The 18,343-nt window shown below is 38.2% G+C and carries 13 protein-coding genes; 11 read left to right on the forward strand and 2 right to left on the reverse strand.

Features of this window, described 5'->3' with window-relative positions; genetic code table 11:
- Positions 1-4: 4 nt before the first annotated feature.
- The 8 genes from EV200_RS10520 (at position 5) to aqpZ (ending at position 7,428) form a co-directional block, all read left to right on the forward strand.
- Positions 5-253, forward strand: a complete 249-nt coding sequence (locus EV200_RS10520; RefSeq protein ID WP_229676745.1) for a phosphopantetheine-binding protein — start codon at positions 5-7, stop codon at positions 251-253.
- Positions 241-1,005 (forward strand): alpha/beta fold hydrolase, encoded by a 765-nt coding sequence (locus tag EV200_RS10525; protein WP_132532283.1) that lies wholly within the window; start codon positions 241-243, stop codon positions 1,003-1,005. Before EV200_RS10520 ends, EV200_RS10525 begins: the two co-directional genes overlap by 13 nt.
- Positions 1,006-1,020: 15 nt before the next feature.
- Positions 1,021-2,226 (forward strand): glycosyltransferase, encoded by a 1,206-nt coding sequence (locus tag EV200_RS10530; RefSeq protein WP_132532286.1) that lies wholly within the window; start codon positions 1,021-1,023, stop codon positions 2,224-2,226.
- An 11-nt stretch (positions 2,227-2,237) separates the two neighbouring features.
- Positions 2,238-3,440: a glycosyltransferase gene (locus EV200_RS10535; RefSeq protein ID WP_132532289.1), complete on the forward strand. Its 1,203-nt coding sequence runs from the start codon at positions 2,238-2,240 to the stop codon at positions 3,438-3,440.
- Entirely contained in the window at positions 3,440-4,711 is a 1,272-nt protein-coding gene (locus tag EV200_RS10540) for a condensation domain-containing protein (protein WP_132532292.1), read from the forward strand. Before EV200_RS10535 ends, EV200_RS10540 begins: the two co-directional genes overlap by 1 nt.
- Positions 4,712-4,721: 10 nt before the next feature.
- Entirely contained in the window at positions 4,722-5,984 is a 1,263-nt protein-coding gene (locus EV200_RS10545) for a phthiocerol/phthiodiolone dimycocerosyl transferase family protein (RefSeq protein ID WP_132532295.1), read from the forward strand.
- A gap of 16 nt (positions 5,985-6,000) precedes the next feature.
- The gene (locus EV200_RS10550; protein ID WP_132532298.1) at positions 6,001-6,471 is read left to right on the forward strand and encodes a hypothetical protein; all 471 of its coding nucleotides are present in this window, start codon (positions 6,001-6,003) and stop codon (positions 6,469-6,471) included.
- Between the two features lie 249 nt (positions 6,472-6,720).
- Positions 6,721-7,428: an aquaporin Z gene (gene aqpZ, locus EV200_RS10555; protein ID WP_132532301.1), complete on the forward strand. Its 708-nt coding sequence runs from the start codon at positions 6,721-6,723 to the stop codon at positions 7,426-7,428.
- 134 nt (positions 7,429-7,562) lie between these two features.
- Here aqpZ and EV200_RS10560 read toward each other — a convergent pair whose 3' ends face one another.
- Positions 7,563-8,078 carry a glutathione peroxidase gene (locus EV200_RS10560; RefSeq protein WP_029285401.1) on the reverse strand — a complete coding sequence of 172 codons (516 nt, stop codon included), beginning with the start codon at positions 8,076-8,078 and terminating at the stop codon, positions 7,563-7,565.
- A 678-nt stretch (positions 8,079-8,756) separates the two neighbouring features.
- On the opposite strand from EV200_RS10560, the gene topA reads away from it, so the two are divergent.
- Complete coding sequence (gene topA / locus EV200_RS10565; RefSeq protein ID WP_132532304.1) at positions 8,757-11,321, forward strand: type I DNA topoisomerase; 2,565 nt, start codon at positions 8,757-8,759, stop codon at positions 11,319-11,321.
- Positions 11,322-11,427: 106 nt separating this feature from the next.
- Positions 11,428-11,832, forward strand: a complete 405-nt coding sequence (locus EV200_RS10570) for a hypothetical protein (protein WP_132532307.1) — start codon at positions 11,428-11,430, stop codon at positions 11,830-11,832.
- Between the two features lie 158 nt (positions 11,833-11,990).
- On the opposite strand, the gene EV200_RS10575 is transcribed toward EV200_RS10570, so the two are convergent.
- Positions 11,991-12,425 carry a nuclear transport factor 2 family protein gene (locus tag EV200_RS10575; RefSeq protein WP_229676744.1) on the reverse strand — a complete coding sequence of 145 codons (435 nt, stop codon included), beginning with the start codon at positions 12,423-12,425 and terminating at the stop codon, positions 11,991-11,993.
- A 272-nt stretch (positions 12,426-12,697) separates the two neighbouring features.
- Between EV200_RS10575 and EV200_RS10580 the strand changes: the two genes are divergently transcribed.
- Positions 12,698-18,289 carry an alpha-2-macroglobulin family protein gene (locus tag EV200_RS10580; RefSeq protein WP_132532313.1) on the forward strand — a complete coding sequence of 1,864 codons (5,592 nt, stop codon included), beginning with the start codon at positions 12,698-12,700 and terminating at the stop codon, positions 18,287-18,289.
- Positions 18,290-18,343: the final 54 nt, after the last annotated feature.

Here is an 18,343-nt window from a genome sequence, read left to right on the forward strand (position 1 = left end):
TCTCATGAAAAAATTTATAACTGAAGTAATCGGAGAAGAATTTGTGGAGGAAATGGACATCACACCAGAAAGTTCATTCACCAAAGATTTAGAAATGGACAGCATTGAGATTGTGTCCTTTTCAGAAAAAATCAAAGCACATTTTGGCGATCAGATTGATTTTACGGGCTGGCTTTCATCCATGGATTTAGATCAGTTGATTAATCTGAACTTAGGTATGATCATCTCTTACATCGAAGAATGCCAATCTTAAACATCAATCATCAATCGGTACATATTCAGGAGTTGAATCAAAATGCACCTGAAACCATTGTGTTGGTACATGGCATGTTCAGTAATTTATCTGTTTATTACTTTAGCATCGCTCCTATGCTGGCTACACATTTTCATGTGGTGTTGTATGATTTGAAAAGTCATGGTATGAGCGGAAAAACGCTGTCTGGTTACGATCTAAAGAGTATGACGGATGATTTAAAAGGTTTAATGGATGCGCTGAAATTAAAACAGGTTTACTTAGGTGGTTATAGTTTTGGTGGATTAATTGCTTTGAAAATGGCTATCCGCTTTCCAAACCTGATTAAAAAACTGGCGGTTATTGAAGCTCCTGATCCCAGCGATGAAAAAGCCCGAGGAATTATTGAAGAGTATAGTCGTGAGTTTCTGGAACATTACGTAGAAAATTTTACTGATACCACGAAGGTTAAAATGGGTAAAAGACAAATGGAAAAAAATCACCGCATGTATGAATATCTCTTTCATCAAACCTCTATTAAAGAAGATATGATTCTGGAAAAAGATTTTTTTAAAGAGGAAGCCATTACAAAAATTGAACAGGAGGTTTTACTGCTCTACGGCTTAAGCTCAAACTGCCTGGAAACTGGTAAAAACCTAAACCAGAAAATTAAAAATTCATCGATTCAAATCGTTGATGGAGACCATAACATTCCAATACAAGAGCCACAACTTATTGGTGAGGCACTATTAAATTTCTTTCAACGAAAATAAAAAAGATCAACGCGTATGGCAAAATTTGTATTCATTGTACCTCCATTAACCGGTCACATTAACCCTACCCTAAGCCTGGGCACTGTTTTGTTGGAACGCGGACACCGGGTAGGCTGGATTACTTTAGATCAAGCGCTAGGTGATAAACTTCCCTTGGGAGGCGAACTTTTGCTTATCCAATACCATGAAGATGATCAGCAGAAAAAAGAAGCGGAAAAATACCTGGATATCATCACTCAAAAAGTAGTTTACGGAATTGATAGTGTTAAATTTTTATATGAAGAAGTGTTGATTCCGCTCAACCGGCACAGTTACGATGGGATAGTGAGGTGGTTAGATTTGTTTAAGCCCGATATGGTGATTACAGATCATCAAATGTTTGCAGGGGGAATGGCAGCAACCCATAGAAACCTACCCTATGCCACCTCTGTGACTGCACCAGCTGCCATAAAAGTAATGGATGAGTTGCCCAAAGTGCATGAGTGGGAAGTTAATCAAATTATGGCCTTGCAACGGGAGTTTGGCATTCATGAATCGAAAAATCTAAGCACTTCAGAACTCCTGACGCTGATTTTCACCTCCCGTGATTTTTTCGGAGAAATGGAATTGCCAGAGCATTTCAAATTTGTAGGTCCGGTTTTTAACCACCGGAAAGTAGCAATACCCTTTAACTGGGAGGCTTTTCACCGTATTAACCAACCTAAAATTCTGGTCAGCATTGGTACAACCTTCGATCATGAGCATAAAAAAAGCTTTTTTAGTAAAGTTGTTGAAGCCTTTGCGTCACAGCCTATTCATGTAGTGGTTGTTTCCGACCCTAATTTATTTGAGGAATGGCCGGAAAATTTTACAGTTCAGAAGCAGGTTCCTCAGGTTGAGTTACTACCTTATTTAGATGCAGTGGTTTGCCATGCAGGCCATAATACCGTTTGTGAAAGTTTAATGCATGGCTTGCCTTTGGTGGTTATTCCAATTGCATATGATCAAAGTCATGTCGCGGGCCGTGTAGTAAGAGTGGGTGCAGGTGAACGTTTAAACTTCAATCGCTTTAAAGCAAAACACCTTTTAGAAACTGTAAATGGCGTGCTCGAAAATCCATCGTACAAAAATGCCGCCATACAAATTAAACAATCCTTCATTCATGCTGGTGGAAACGAAACTGCAGCCGATTTATTGGAAAATGCACTTCTTGAAGCCACCAGTAAAACATTGACCACTTAATTTAAATCCATATGTCGAAATTTCTATTTGTTGTTCCACCCTTTTTTGGCCACATTAGTCCAACACTCAGCATTGGGGCCAGCTTACTGGCTCGTGGACATGAAGTAAAATGGTTTGGAATCACTTCGTTGGCAAAGGTTCATCTCCCAGAAGGTGGTGACTTTATTTATCCGGAAGAAGATTTACTGCCACACGCTGAAGAAATTGATTTGATTTTAAAACGTCAGGATGATGGACCATCATGTTCTGGTCCGGAAGTGATGAAACTCGCCCTAGAGGAAACTTACGTTCCCTTTGCCCGCATCATGATGAAGCCACTGAATAAATTCGTGGATGAGTGGAAACCTGATGTGATTGTAAACGACTGTATTACTTTTGCCGGAGCACTATGCGCTCATATAAAAGGAATTCCATCAGTGACCACTACACCAGTACCGCCAGATGTGATGGGCGATACGGCGAACAGCGCACCCAAAATATTTGAGTGGCAACAAAATCTGATTTTAGGTCTGCAGAAGGAAGTGGGGATTTACAGTGAGCAAATCCATATCCACTCGCACCAGCTGAACCTGGTTTTTACCTCACAAACTTTTGCTGGGTTCGATGAAAAACCAGCACATATGCATTTCGTAGGTCCGGTTAAAGGCCGTCCGAACCTGGCAGCATTTGATTGGGATAGATTAGCTGAAGCCACTACTCCCAAAGTGTTTGTTTCCTTAGGCACTTTATTAGTAGATATTCGTGCAGCATTTTTTCAAAAACTCATCGATGCTTTTGCTGGTGAACCGATAACCATTGTTGCGGCTACCAATCCGGATATTTTCGAAAAATGGCCAGATAATTTTATTGTAAGTGGCTTCGTTCCACAATCCGAACTAATGCCTCATATGGACGCTGTTATCTGTCATGGTGGTTTCAACACCGTAAATGACACCTTTACCAATGGCCTACCCATGCTAATTACGCCAATTGCTTATGATCATTTTCATACCGCAAAACTGATTGAGCAGGCAGGTTGTGGGGTAAGTATCAGGTATAAACGACTTCGGATAACTGATTTAAGAAATACCGTTTTCGAACTATTGGAAAATCCTAAATATCGTCTGGCCGCTCAAAAAATCAGGGAAACCTTTATTGCTGCTGGAGGGAATGATAAGGCTGTTGAATTACTGGAAGATTTCGCTAAAAATAACCGCATTTTAGAACCTGCCTGATGAATCAAATCAAACGAAAATTACTCTTTGGCGAAAGAATGCTTTATGGTGATGGAACAAGTCCGTTTAATCTGGTTCTTCCATTTAAAATTAAGGGCGAAATTTCTGAAAAGATCCTGGAGTCGGCACTTTTAAATATTCAGATGAAACATCCTTGGCTGGCTGCAACTATCCAAATAGATGAGAATCAAAAACCCTGGTTTACAACACATTCAGCAACATCGTTAAAAGTTCCGGTTCGCATGGTCGCACGCCATCATGATACAGATTGGAAAGAAGAATCTGAACGGGAATGGCGTATGCCATTTGATGCAACCATTTCACCACTTTTCAGGGTTACCTGGATCAAAGGCTTAGTATATTCAGAATTTTTGCTGGTTTTTCACCACTGCCTTTGTGATGGAACTGCTGGCCTGTCCATCTTAAAAGAACTTCTTTTATTACTTGATCATCCGGACGCAAATATTGGAACCGAAATTCCCATCCTGGACATTAAAGATATTGTTCCCGCAAAGGTGCTTAGCAATTATCGTAAACGAACCAAAAATGCACTGATCGGTAGAATGGCAACCTTAGCACTATGGATAATGCCAGTTAAAAAGGTTGAGATAGACCGAAAGCAGGATTTTCTAATCCACTGGAAACTTAATGAAGAACTTACTACAGCTATCGTAAACTTTTGTAGAGCAAACGAATTTACGGTTAACACGCTACTTAGTGCTGTTGTGTTAAAGGCATTTCACACAGTAAGAGCAGAAAAATCTTTTAATAAAATATCTCTTCCGGTTGATATCAGAAATTTAAATCCATTGATTAAAAAGGACCATGTTTTTGCCTTTGGATTAATGATTGTGCTATCTGCAGAAAAAAATGATCATTTTATTGATGGTGTTAAACAACTACAGAAAAAGGTTAATGAGAAATTAGCAAAACTCGATCCATATGCTTTAATGATGATGATGGAAGTTTGTCATCCTGCACTTCATCATTTCAGTAAGCTACTAAAATATGGTAAAACAAGTAACGATTGTATGTTTTCGAATCTTGGAAAACTGGATTTTCCGCATGAATATGAAAATTTCGAACTTGTAACCATCTACAGTCCTTCCGTAATCGGACCATTGGGAAATACCACCACCATATTAACTTCAACTTTTAGAAAACAAATGGACTTTTCCTTCATCGCCAGTGAGGGCTATCTTCCATTTAAAGATGCGCAGTTCATTCAGGAAAAGGTAATTGCTCTTTTAGAAGAATGTGTCAAAATATAGAGATGATGATATGAAAAGAAGATTAATTTTAGGCGAAAGAATCATGTATGTTGATCCCATAACGCCATTAAACTGCGTTTTTACGGCAAAAATACTAGGTGAATTGGAAGAAAATAATATTCAGCAGGCGCTGGATAAAATTCAAAGCAAACATCCTTTGCTGCGGATGAATATTGAGATGATCAATAAAATCCCTCATTTTGTACCCAACGATAATATTGATCAAATCCCGATACGTAAAGTAGCTTTTTTAAGCGACAGTGACTGGTTAAAAGAATCTAAAACAGAATGGTATAAGCTCTTCAATCAAAACAATAAACCTCTTGCTAGACTGGTGTGGTTAAAGGGTAACCTGGAATCCAATTTAATGTTGATTCTACCCCACTGCATTTGCGATGGAACGACCATAGCCAACCTGATGCAGGAGCTGTTAACTTTAATTGATCATCCAGAACAGGAACTTCAGCCTTATCAATCCTTTTCATCAGTTAGTGAATTATTACCTCAAAAGGATTTGAAGCAAAATTTAATAAAAGGTAAAACATTTGCTGCTTTGGGAAGACTATTTTTCCTTTTCAAACCTACATCAGAAAAGAGATTTAATCCGAATAATTATGCCATCAACTGGAAATTGAGCAAGGAAGAAACAAACGCTTTTCTGAACAAATGCAAAACAGAAAACACAAGCGTTCATGCGGCTATTTGTGCCATTTTTATTGATGCCTTTAAAAGGTTAAAGCAAGATAAGGCTCATGGAAAAATCATTTGTCCTGTAGATATCAGGCGATTTATACCGGGTATAAAGGCTGATACCATGTTTGCTTTTGCACCAATTGCCGAACTTAAAGTACCTGCTGGTGATACGGATATCTGGCAAAATGCCCGAATGCTAAAAGCTAATCTGGAGGATAAAATTAATAAAATGGATGTAGCTCAACTTTTAAAAATGAGTGAATTTTTCCATTCCACTGCCAGTAAAATGATTGGTTTCTTACGTTCTACAAATGGTTCTCATGATATTACATTAAGCAATATGGGGCTGCTAAATATCAGGCAGCATTATAAAACATTTAGTGTAGAAACCATTTATAGCCCTACTGTAGCCTTTCCATGGAAAAACGCCAACACACTGGTCGTAAGCACTTTTAACAATCAACTGGATTTCTCTTTTATGTCTGAAGAGACTTTTTTAAGAGAAGTTGATGCTTTATCAATCAAGGCTAGTGTAATTTCATTAATGACCAGCGATATCAATGAATATGCAAACATCTGATCTGATGAGAATAAAAATGATTAGATGGCAAAAATTTGTACGCAAAAATTTATTATTATACTTCGTTCCGAATGTGTTACTAAATACTGTCATCCCCTATTTTGTACTGAGTGCACAACCCTCTGTTTACTTATTTAGCGGTGAGCAAAACCTGGCCCGGTTCCTATTGCCTATGTCATTATTACTACCATTTCTCATCACCATAGATGTTTTGAAAAAAGTAAGGGCATTACAAAATGATGATGCCATCCATTTTGTAATGAATAAAAAATTCGAAGAAAACCGTAAAATGTTCAAACTAGCTGGCCTGCATAGTTTCTATACCATATTAATCGTATCCATTACTTTATTCATTATTCATATAAGCTTTCCTGATCATTTTGATTTTGGTGTGACCGCCTCGGTGGCATCTTCCGGTATTTTAGCTGGCTTTTATTCCATTGCATTTTTCTTTTTATCCATCAGGAAAATAAGAATTATTAATTAGAGACTAATTGAAATGCTATTGAGATAGATAATGTTTATTCATCTTTTATCAAAATTCTGAGTTATTTCTTTACTTCAAAAATAGTTTGTTTGGTTAATTTGGGGCTTGAGGATTTGAGCCCCTTAACTCTTAAAGACAAATTTCAACCCTTACATTTATTTTACGAAAATATTTGAAAATGTAAAATTTAAATTACTTTTACGATGAATCTCCCCCTATTCGTTTTTCTAAACTTCTAATTTAAATTATATGGAAACGAGTAAATTCTCAAAATTTAGTGCTGAATTTTTAGGTACAATGGTATTGGTTTTAATGGGTTGCGGCAGCGCCGTAATTGCGGGGGCAGATGGCACAACTGGTGTCGGTTTGCTGGGTATTTCTTTTGCTTTTGGCCTCTCGGTTGTGGCGATGGCTTATGCAATAGGTCACATTTCTGGTTGCCACATCAATCCAGCTATTTCCATCGGTATGGTGGTGGTTGGCAGAATGAAGGCAAGTGAAGCAGCTTACTATATTGTTGCACAGGTGTTAGGCGGAATTGCAGGTGCGGCACTGCTTTATCTTATTGTAAGCAATCAAGCTAATTTTGCCATGAAAGAATGGGCTTTGGGTTCTAACGGCTGGGGAAAAGGTTATCTGGCTGAATATAATTCAATTGCAGCATTTGTAGCCGAAGCTGTTTTCACATTCATTTTTCTACTGGTCATTTTTGGAGCCACCTCTACCAAAAATATTAATGGTGGTTTCGCCGGCCTGGCGATTGGCCTTTCATTGGTGCTTATTCATATCGTCGGAATTAAAATTACAGGGGTTTCTGTAAATCCAGCACGAAGTATTGGTCCGGCGTTGCTATCTGGTGGTGAAGCACTGAAACAAATATGGATGTTTATAGCTGCACCGATCACTGGTGCAGTGCTCAGTGCAGTAGTTTGGAAAACAATTTTAGAAAAGAATTAAGAGGCATTAGCGTTAATTTTTCAACAATAAAAAAAGGTTTAAGGAAGATAAATCATATCCACTTCCTTAAACCTTTTTTACAATCTGTATTTTTAAATTTTGTCAAGGATTAATACCCCCCGCAATATTTAAGCTTACAGGTTTTTCACTATAGCTTCATCTAAAGGCTTTGTTTTAGAACGGAAGCGGTGAACTAATTGACCTTTTTCATTGATCAGAAATTTCTCAAAATTCCATTTGATATCGCCTTGCTCTTCTGTATTGGTTTGAGAAGTCAGATATTTAAATAATGGATTGATATCATCTCCTTTAACACTGGTTTTTTCTGCCATTAAGAATGATACATTATATTTACCAGTACAAAACTCTTTAATTTCAGCATTGGTAGAAAATTCCTGACCGCCAAAATTTCCTGCCGGAAAACCAATTAGCACTACTTTTTTGCCATATTGCTTCTGAAGTTTTTCTAAATCTTCGTACTGTGGCGTGAAACCGCATTTTGAAGCCGTATTCACTATCATGATTTTTTTGCCTTTAAATTTCGACAGTTTTACCTCTTTACCATCAATGGTTTTAAAGCTGAAATCGTAAACAGTTTTTGGTGGATTCGGAACCAAAAAGTTTAATAGGATTAGAATTGTGCTGATCATCGTTCTTTTTTATTTATATACGAATATAGGTACAAAAAGTTTTCATCAAGGTAATGTTCCTGTAAATAATGTAAAAAGCCCCTATCCGCCTAACGGCACCTTTCCCCGGGAGGGAAAGGATTAAGACAGCATTCTTCGCACCTCGCGATCGACGACCTGCTATTTCTACCCTGACAACCGGCTTAGGAGATGATGGAAAGAGAAGCTATTGAAAATTTAACCCCTCCCATTCAATTAACTTAAGGCCAACAGCAGTAAAATTGTCGCTAAGCCACCATAGTTTGAATTGGTTGGTATTGGTTAGTTTGGTTTGGTTGGTGAGTCACCAACCAAGGGTGGTGGGGGTCAAACGATTAACCTGAATTCGATAATTATTAATTTATTTTAACACCCCGGTCTGCGACCACCCCTCTGAAAGAGGGGAATTACGATCGCCATTCCCTCCTATGCATCGGAAGGTGCCGACAGGCTTATAGGTATTCAACAAATAGCGATAAAATCGATGTTCTCATTCATCCTCGTTAAAAAAGAGGACGATGTATATAACCATTAATCATTCTGTTTTCTTAAAATAATGATTAGCCTCACTTCTTAAATTTGAAAAAAAATCGTATAAAATTCCATGCATGTTTTGATTTATGCTTTAATTATAGCTTTATTTGCACAAAATCGTATTTCATGGCTAAAAACTTATTAATCGTCGAGTCTCCTGCAAAAGCTAAAACCATAGAGGGCTATTTAGGAAAAGATTTCCTTGTGAAATCCAGCTACGGCCACATCCGGGATTTGGTTAAAGGCGACATGGCCATTGATATCAAAAATAACTTTGCCCAGACTTACGAAGTACCTGCCGATAAAAAAAGCATGGTTGCTGAATTAAAGAAATTAGCAAAGGAGGCCGAAATGGTATGGCTAGCATCCGATGAGGACCGTGAAGGAGAAGCAATTTCATGGCACTTGTTTGAGACTTTAGGTCTGAAGGAAGAAAAAACCAAGAGGATTGTATTTCATGAAATCACTAAGCCTGCGATTTTAAAAGCCATTGATAGTCCGAGAAGTATTGATTATAATTTAGTGAATGCCCAGCAGGCCCGCCGTGTTTTAGACCGATTGGTGGGTTTTGAACTATCACCTGTATTGTGGAAAAAAGTAAAACCATCACTATCAGCAGGTCGTGTTCAATCCGTTGCGGTGCGTTTAATTGTTGATAGAGAAAGAGAAGTTCAAAACTTTAATGCTTCAGCAGCCTTTAAAATTACAGCTCAGTTTTCTACTGGTAAAGGCAGAGAAACCGTAAAAGCAGAATTGCCTCAACGTTTCGATAGCGAAGCTGATGCAGAAAAGTTTCTTCAGGATTGTGCAACAGCCAAATTCGATATTACCAGCCTGGAAACGAGACCAGCAAAACGTAACCCTGCTGCACCATTTACCACCTCAACTTTACAACAGGAAGCCTCCAGGAAATTAGGCTTTTCGGTAGCCAGAACCATGCAGGTGGCGCAAAGATTATACGAAGCCGGTAAGATTACTTACATGAGAACGGATTCGTTAAACTTATCAGATACAGCTTTATCTGCTGCAGAACAAGAAATAAAATCGGCCTATGGTAATCAGTATCATCAGCCAAGAAAATATAAAACGAAATCTGCCGGTGCACAAGAGGCTCACGAAGCCATCCGCCCAACTTATTTCGATAGACACACTGTAGACGGCGATATTTCTGAAAAACGTTTATACGATTTGATTTGGAAACGTTCCATCGCTTCACAAATGAGTGAGGCCTTATTTGAAAAAACCACTGCCCAAATCACCGCATCTACCAGAAAAGAACATTTAGTTGCTGAAGGTGAAGTATTAAAATTTGATGGTTTCTTAAAAGTTTATTTAGAATCTACAGATGATGAAGAAGGTGAAGAAAAAGAAGGCGGTGCGATCCTCCCTCCTTTAGCTAAGGGACAAGAACTATTCTTAAACGAAATGCAGGCTACGGAGCGTTATTCGCGTCCGCCAGCAAGATATACTGAGGCCAGTTTAGTAAAGAAATTAGAAGAATTGGGCATTGGCCGTCCGTCTACTTATGCACCAACCATTTCTACGGTTCAAAATCGTGGTTATGTGGTGAAGGAAGACAGAGATGGTAAACCCCGTAAGTTTACAGCGATTGTTTTAAATAACGGAACAGTTACAAAAGAAATTAAATCTGAGATTACAGGTGCTGAAAAATCAAAACTCTTCCCTACTGATATTGGCGAAGTCGTAAATGATTTTCTGGTTGAACACTTTAAAGGTATTGTAGATTTCAATTTTACCGCTAATGTAGAGAAGGAATTTGATGAGATTGCGCAGGGTCTACAAGAATGGACTAAAATGCTGCATTCTTTTTATAACCCTTTTCACCAGGAAGTAGAAAATACTTTAGAAACTGCAGAACGTGCAACTGGAGAGCGTTTACTTGGTTTGGATCCGGCTACTGGCAAAAATGTGTATACGAAAGTTGGTAAATTCGGTCCGCTCGTTCAGATTGGTGAACAGGACGATGAAGAAAAGCCACGCTATGCCAGTTTAATGCGTAGCCAATCCGTTGCTACGATCCAACTCGAAGATGCTTTAGAATTGTTTAAACTTCCATTTTCGCTTCCTGATTTTGAAGGTAAAGAAGTGATGATCGGTGTGGGACGTTTTGGTCCGTACGTGAAGTGGGGAGAAAGCTTTATTTCGCTACCAAAAAATGAAGAACCTTTATCGGTAACCTATGATCGGGCGGTTGAAATTATTAAGGAGAAGATGGATGCTGATGCACCTATTGCGCATTACGAGGGTTTAGGTGTAACGAAAGGAAAAGGCCGTTTCGGACCATTCATTAAATGGAATGATTTATTCATTAACATCCCTGCAAAAGGGTATGATTTCGATAACTTATCACAGGAAGATATTGAGGCACTCATTAGTAAAAAGGTGGAGAAAGAAGCTAATCGCTTCATTAAGACCTGGGATGCAGAAAAAATTTCTATTGAAAATGGACGTTGGGGACCATTTATTCGCTTCGGTAAACTCATGCTTAAATTGAGGAACAACGAGGCTACTAAACAAAAATATACACCTGAAGAATTGGTTGACATTGATTTAGAGGTAGTAAAGAAAATGATTGTAGAACAAGTACCAAACGCATTCGAAACCAAGAAAAAAGCACCTGCAAAAAAGAAAGCACCAGCAGCGAAAAAAGCCGTGGCGAAGAAAAAATAGATCAGGATTAAAAGATTTTAGGATTATCAGGATTAAATTTACATGCTATTATTCTATCATTCAAAATTTCAATTATTCCATCATTCAAAATTCAATAATTAAAAAATTGAAAGCAGATTTACCAGAAAATATAGTTGAAGATATTGCAATGGCAGTTGTGCTGATGAGTGAAACGCCAGAAGTTAAAAACTGGACGGTTTATCTGGTCAACTTAAAAAACGAGCCGATTACCAATGTGCTCATCAGTTCTAAAGGTTATGGAGAAAAAGATGGCAAGCAAGTTAAAACGTCTGTTTTACGACATTTCATCGGTGATATGGCTGCACAGGAATTCAAAGGTGTAGAAGCCATTGATCCAGAAGTTTTTGGCCTAACCAATGAATATTGGCTGAGTTATTATATTGGTAGCACGATCTATGATAAAAAGTTTATTTTTCTCCCGGAAAGTATAGTCGATATCAATCTAATTAAAATTCCACTGGTGAACAGGCCGGGCGTGATGATTAAGTAAATAGGTTATAGGGTTAGGGTTTAGGAGGTTAGATATTAATCGAAATTTAGACTCAAAGCTTATTAAAGCACCCAGAACTCAAGACTGCAAACTCTAAACTCAAGACTAAATTAACGCACCCAGGACTTATGACTCCGAACTCTAGACTAAAGACTCACTTAAGGTACTTTAACCGCCTGTCTGCCAAGCAACTTCCAGCCTGATTTCTCCTTACTCCAGATCAGTAAAATATAGAGGTTAATACTTCCCTTAACTCCCTTATCATTTGTTTGAGCTGTCAATTTATGACGCACCAGCGCTGTATTGCCTTGAACGATAGTTTTAGGATCACCTATTATCATATCATCCAGAAAATCTGATTCACCGGAAAGTAATGAATGCATAAACTCCTGCTTACTTTGAATCTTTCCACTCGAATGGCCGTAGCTTAAATTATTTAAAAGCAATTGATCCAGTTTGAGGCTATCCGGGGTAACCATTAATCCTAACAATTTGCTTACGGCTTGATCAACTTCCTTTTCGGCATTTGTTTGTTGCGCAAAAGAAATATTAGCAAGTATCATCAGGCATCCAAAAATCAATAATTTCTTCATTATATCTCGTTTATAAGGTTGATGACGTAAACATATCTAAATCATACTAAAGGAACAAATCGAAAAGTAAGGAAATGTTTCCAATCGTTGGGCATTGATTAAGGTATTAATATAAATAACATTAACTGATCAATCATTATTTAGAAAAACATAGCAATTACGACAATGAAAATATACAAGGGCATTCAAATTACGTCTTACTTTTCAACATCATTCCTTTTCACATTAATTTTATTTAATTTCCTCCATCTAAAATAAAACATTATCCCAAAATGGAGCAACCATCTACCTACCAATCGTCATCCAAAAAGAAATTTATTTTTATAGGTCTTTTAGCACTATCGATTGCTGCAATCATTTTTATTTATTTCCGTCACAAGAAAAAATCAAATGAAGACAATCAGGCCTATGCCAAATACATTGAGGCATATACCTCAGGTACAATATCTAAGAAAAGTTTTATCCGTGTTCACCTTGCAAATGCAGCAACAGGTATGCAGGATCTGGGAAAGGCAGATTCCCGGGACCTGTTCGATTTCTCGCCCTCTATTTCGGGAAAAACTTATTGGATTGATCCACAAACGGTTGAATTCAGACCAGATGAAAACCTGAAACCAGGTAAAGAATACGAAGCAAGTTTCAAATTATCAGAAGTTTCAGCAACGGAAAAAGGGCTGGAAGATTTCGATTTTGAATTTAAGGTCATTACGCCTGGAATCATGCTTACTCAGAATGGCCTGGTTTCTCAAAATAATACCTCGTTGGAGTATATGAAACTGACGGGTGAAGTGGCTACAGCAGATGCTGAGGAAACCGCTAAAATTGAAAAAGTTATAACCCTTGATTTTGACCAGAAACTAAAAATAAAATGGCAGCATGATCCTGCTAAAAACATATCAAAATTTACAGTCGACAGTATAAAGAAAAAAGCATCAGACCAAACCCTCAAATTAGACTGGGATGGCGATGAACTGGATGCAGAGCAAAAAGGTAAAGAAGAAATCCGCATACCTGCCTTAAATAAGTTTGAAATTCTGGATATGAAAGCCATTCAGGGCGAAGAAGATTATGCTTTGGTGCAATTCTCTGAACCCATTGGTGTAGGCCAGGATTTGACAGGTATGATTGCCCTTGGAAATTTAAGCGATTTAAGGTTTACGATAGATGCCAGTCAGGTAAAGGTGTATGCCGCAGAAGAACTGAAAGGAAATTACACGTTGAACGTTAACAATGGTGTAGAGAATATTAATGGCAAAACATTAGCAGGTGGCAAAACTGCAAATCTGGTTTTCGAAGATAAATTACCAGCCGTAACCATTGCAGGTGCTGGCACAATTCTGCCAAATTCAAGCAAACTCGTACTACCTTTTGAAGCCATCAACCTTAAGGCTGTAGATGTTACTGTTATTAAAATTTATGAAAATAACATTCCTCAATTCTTCCAGAGCAATAGTTACCGCGATGGAAATGAACTTAGAAGAGTAGCTAAACCGATTCTGCAGAAAACCATACGACTGGATGAAGACAAATCTCTAAACTTGCATAAAAAAAATCGCTTTACGCTGGATTTAGATAAGATGATCCGTACGGAGCCTGGTGCCATGTACCGGGTAACCATCGCGTTTAGAAGAGAATACAATGCTTATAACTGCAAAGCCAATGATGAAAAAGTAGAAAGCGATGGTGGGGATAGCTATTATGATGAGAACGAAATATATGGTGAAAAAATAGATGAAGATGATAATTTCTGGCAGAAATACAATAGCAACTATCCACCCAATTACCGCTGGAATGATAAGGATAATCCTTGTACCCCGTCATTCTATACGACTGAGCGTTGGGTAAGCAGAAATTTATTGGCTTCTAATATCGGTTTAGTTGCTAAACGAGGAAATGATAACAGCATGCTTATCGTCGCAACTGATTTGTTAACAGCTAAACCATTGAGTGGGGTTGATCTGGAGTTGATGGATTACCAGAAGCAAATCATTTTTACAACGAAAACAGATGGCGATGGCTTTGCCCGTTTTGACTTAAAGCGCCATCCTTTTTTGCTGATTGCAAAAAACGGTTCGGAACGCGGATATTTGAAACTAGATGATGGAAGTTCGCTCCCGTTGAGTCGTTTTGATGTGAGTGGTGATGTAGTTCAAAGTGGTTTAAAAGGATTTATTTATGGGGAACGTGGAGTTTGGCGACCTGGAGATAGTTTATTTGTGTCTTTCGTACTGGAAGATAAACTAAAAAAACTTCCGGCAAATTATCCGGTTACCATGGAATTTTATAACCCAAAAGGGCAATTGTACAAACGCCTGATTAATGGCAAGCCTTTAAATGGTTTTTATACTTTCAAAACAGCAACCGAAAATACAGCACCAACCGGAAACTGGATGGCGAAAGTGAAGGCAGGTGGAGCAACTTTCACCAAAACCCTGAAGATTGAAACGGTTATGCCAAACCGATTAAAGATTGATTTCAATGTAGGCAACAAACCTTACCTGACTACCGGAACTTCTGCCGCTACCCTATCTGCTAAATGGCTATTTGGTGCTGCTGCTCAAAATTTAAAAGCCAAGGTTGATGTGAATTTAAATACCACAGAAACTAAATTTAAAGGCTTTGAAGGCTACAGTTTTGATAATCCTACGGTTAATTTTGAATCACAGGTGAAGACCATTTTTGAAGGCACATTAAATGCCGCAGGAAGTGCGCAAGTGAATACCAATTTAAACGAAAACAATACTGCTCCGGGTGTTTTAAGGGCTAACTTTACCACAAAGATTTTTGAACCAGGAGGAAATTTCAGTATTGATAATTTTAGTATTCCTTATCATGTTTATAAGAGCTATTTGGGTATTCGCCCGGAAAAGGGAGATAAACTCAGTGGCATGCTGGTTACTGGCAAAGACCATAAAATTGAGATTGTAAATGTGAATACAGATGGGAAATTGCTTTCTGGCAGTAAAACCGTTCAGGTAGAGCTGTATAAAACACAATGGCGCTGGTGGTGGGAACAGGATGATCAGTATACCTATGCCAACTTCACGCAAAATCAATACAACAAGTTGGTAGAAACACATCAGGTAACCCTATCAAATGGAAAAGGCAGTTGGAATTTAAAAATTGATGAACCTGAATGGGGTCGGTATTTAATTTTAGTTCGGGATGTAAATGGTGGTCATGTTACCGGAAAATCAGTTTATGTAGATTGGCCGGGTTGGGCACAACGTGAACAAGGATCAAATCCAACAGAAGCATCCATGTTATCATTTACCGCAAATAAAGAGAAATTTACAGTTGGTGAAGATATTACGCTTACCATTCCTACTGCTGAAAATGGTAGAGCATTGGTATCTATTGAAAATGGAAGTCGGGTTTTAAAAACCTTCTGGATTGATACTAAAGCTGGACAAACGCAATACAAATTTAAGGCGGAAAAAGAAATGGCGCCAAATGTTTTTGCGAACATTACACTGTTACAGCCTCACGCACAAACGGTTAATGATTTGCCAATCCGGATGTACGGGGCAATTCCGATTCTGGTAGAAGATCCACAAACCATTTTGAAACCTACCATCAAAATGCAGGATAAGATTAAACCTGAAACTGTAAATACCATTACTGTTGGGGAACAGAACGGAAAGGCCATGACTTATACCATTGCACTGGTTGACGAAGGTTTATTGGATTTAACACGTTTCAAAACACCAGATCCGCATGGTGCATTCTACGCCCGTGAAGGATTAGGCGTTAAAACCTGGGATTTATTTGATTATGTTTTAGGTGCATGGGGAGGAAACCTGGAACGAATTTTAAGTATTGGTGGTGATGGAAGTATCAATAAAAACTTAAATCCGGCAAAGGCTAACCGATTTAAAGCGGTGGTTAAATATATGGGACCATTTACCATTGGTAAAGGCGAAAGCAAAACCCATAAATTCAAATTACCACAATATATTGGAGCAGTTAGGGCAATGGTAGTAGCCGGACAGGATGCAGCTTATGGCTTTGCAGAAAAATCAGTTCAGGTGAAAAAGCCTTTAATGGTTTTAGCAACATTGCCACGGGTAATTGGTCCGGGTGAAACCTTTACTTTACCCGTTACGGTTTTTGCAACAGAAAAAAATCTAAAAAATGTTTCCGTTCAACTTCAGGCAAGTAATCTAATTGTTAAGGGTACCAATAAACAACAGCTTTTCTACAAGCAAACTGGAGAGCAAATGGCCTATTTTGAAGTAAAAGCACCTAATACAGTTGGCATTGCTAAAGTGAAAGTTATTGCACAAAGTGGCGGTGAGCGAACAGACTATGATGTGGAAATGGATATTCGAAATCCAAACCCTTATGTAACCAATGTAGTTTCTGCAACCGTTCAACCCGGTCAGAAATGGGCAATAAATTATTCACCTATCGGAATGACCGGAACAAATTCAGGTGCACTTGAAGTGTCTTCTATCCCATCGATTAACTTAAAGAAACGCCTGAGTTATCTGATCCAATATCCGCATGGATGTATTGAGCAAACTACTTCAGGTATTTTTCCACAGTTGTATTTAGATCGGTTAAGTCCGTTAAATGAGCAACAAAAAGCCATGACGGAGAGAAATATTAAAGCCGGAATTAATAAAATAAAAGGATTCCAAACCACTGATGGTGGATTATCTTATTGGCCTGGTGAGGGAAATGCAGATGAATGGGGAAGTAATTATGGTGGCCACTTTTTAGTTGAAGCACAAAACGCGGGCTACACCTTACCTGTAGGATTGCTGGAGGATTTACTGCGTTATCAAAAAACAAAAGCAGCTAATTGGGCACCTAACAGCAATAATTTTTACGGTGGGGATTTATCTCAGGCCTATCGCTTATACATGCTTGCACTTGCAAAAAAACCAGAAATGGCTGCGATGAACAGGTTAAAAGCATTTGAGTACTTATCCGTTTCTGCAAAATGGCGTCTGGCTGCTGCTTATAAATTAGCAGGTCAAAATGATGTGGCACAAAACATGATTCGTGGATTAGACACTTCCATCCAGCCATACAAACAGTTGGGTGGAACTTATGGTTCTGATGTTCGGGATGAAGCAATGATTTTAGAGACTTTAACCTTGCTCGGTCAGAAAGCTAAGGCAGCAAGCCTATTACAACCTTTGGCAGCAAAATTAGGTGAGAATACCTGGTATAGCACCCAAACTACAGCATATAGTTTACTGGCCATTGCTAAATTTTGCGGTACTACGCAATCTGCTAATAAATTACAATATCAATATGTTTTAGATGGAAAAACAGCCGCCGTAAATTCAAATCAGTATTTAAACAATACAGCAGTAAACTTTAAAGGAAACACGGCATCTGTAACCAATAGCGGTAAAAACGTTTTATTTGTACGTTTGGTTTTAGAAGGACAACCTGTTGCAGGTCAGAATAATTTCTTACCAAACCGACCTGAGGTATTGGATATGAATGTAATTTACAAACGCTTGAATGGAACCACATTAGATCCTACAACACTGAAACAAGGAATGGATTTTTATGCTGAGGTAACGGTTAAGAATCCAGGAAGAATGGGGTATTATGAGCAAATGGCTTTAACACAGATTTTCCCATCTGGATGGGAGATCATTAACACCAGGTTAAATGATAACCAAAGCATTTTGGCTTCTTCTCCTTTTACTTATCAGGATATCAGAGATGATAGGGTTTTCACTTATTTCAACATCCGTGAAAATGAAAGTCTGGTTTACAAGGTGCTGTTGAATGCTTCTTATTTAGGGAAATATTATTTATCAGCAGTGCAATGCGAAGCGATGTATAACAATGATATTTCGGCAACACAAGATGGTAAATGGGTGCAGGTAGTGAAATAGTCCCCTATTTAATTTATTCATATCTCCAAACCTCACAGGTTTTAAAAACCTGTG

This window comes from Pedobacter psychrotolerans (assembly GCF_004340665.1).
GTDB lineage: Bacteria > Bacteroidota > Bacteroidia > Sphingobacteriales > Sphingobacteriaceae > Pedobacter > Pedobacter psychrotolerans.

What these genes read in the sequence shown, in the direction of transcription:
- EV200_RS10520 (WP_229676745.1), top strand. Translation starts at nt 5, where the DNA reads ATGAAAAAATTTATAACTGAAGTAATCGGAGAAGAATTTGTGGAGGAA.
- EV200_RS10525 (WP_132532283.1), top strand. Translation starts at nt 241, where the DNA reads ATGCCAATCTTAAACATCAATCATCAATCGGTACATATTCAGGAGTTG.
- EV200_RS10530 (WP_132532286.1), top strand. Translation starts at nt 1,021, where the DNA reads ATGGCAAAATTTGTATTCATTGTACCTCCATTAACCGGTCACATTAAC.
- EV200_RS10535 (WP_132532289.1), top strand. Translation starts at nt 2,238, where the DNA reads ATGTCGAAATTTCTATTTGTTGTTCCACCCTTTTTTGGCCACATTAGT.
- EV200_RS10540 (WP_132532292.1), top strand. Translation starts at nt 3,440, where the DNA reads ATGAATCAAATCAAACGAAAATTACTCTTTGGCGAAAGAATGCTTTAT.
- EV200_RS10545 (WP_132532295.1), top strand. Translation starts at nt 4,722, where the DNA reads ATGAAAAGAAGATTAATTTTAGGCGAAAGAATCATGTATGTTGATCCC.
- EV200_RS10550 (WP_132532298.1), top strand. Translation starts at nt 6,001, where the DNA reads ATGATTAGATGGCAAAAATTTGTACGCAAAAATTTATTATTATACTTC.
- aqpZ (WP_132532301.1), top strand. Translation starts at nt 6,721, where the DNA reads ATGGAAACGAGTAAATTCTCAAAATTTAGTGCTGAATTTTTAGGTACA.
- EV200_RS10560 (WP_029285401.1), bottom strand. Translation starts at nt 8,078, where the DNA reads ATGATCAGCACAATTCTAATCCTATTAAACTTTTTGGTTCCGAATCCA.
- topA (WP_132532304.1), top strand. Translation starts at nt 8,757, where the DNA reads ATGGCTAAAAACTTATTAATCGTCGAGTCTCCTGCAAAAGCTAAAACC.
- EV200_RS10575 (WP_229676744.1), bottom strand. Translation starts at nt 12,425, where the DNA reads ATGAAGAAATTATTGATTTTTGGATGCCTGATGATACTTGCTAATATT.
- EV200_RS10580 (WP_132532313.1), top strand. Translation starts at nt 12,698, where the DNA reads ATGGAGCAACCATCTACCTACCAATCGTCATCCAAAAAGAAATTTATT.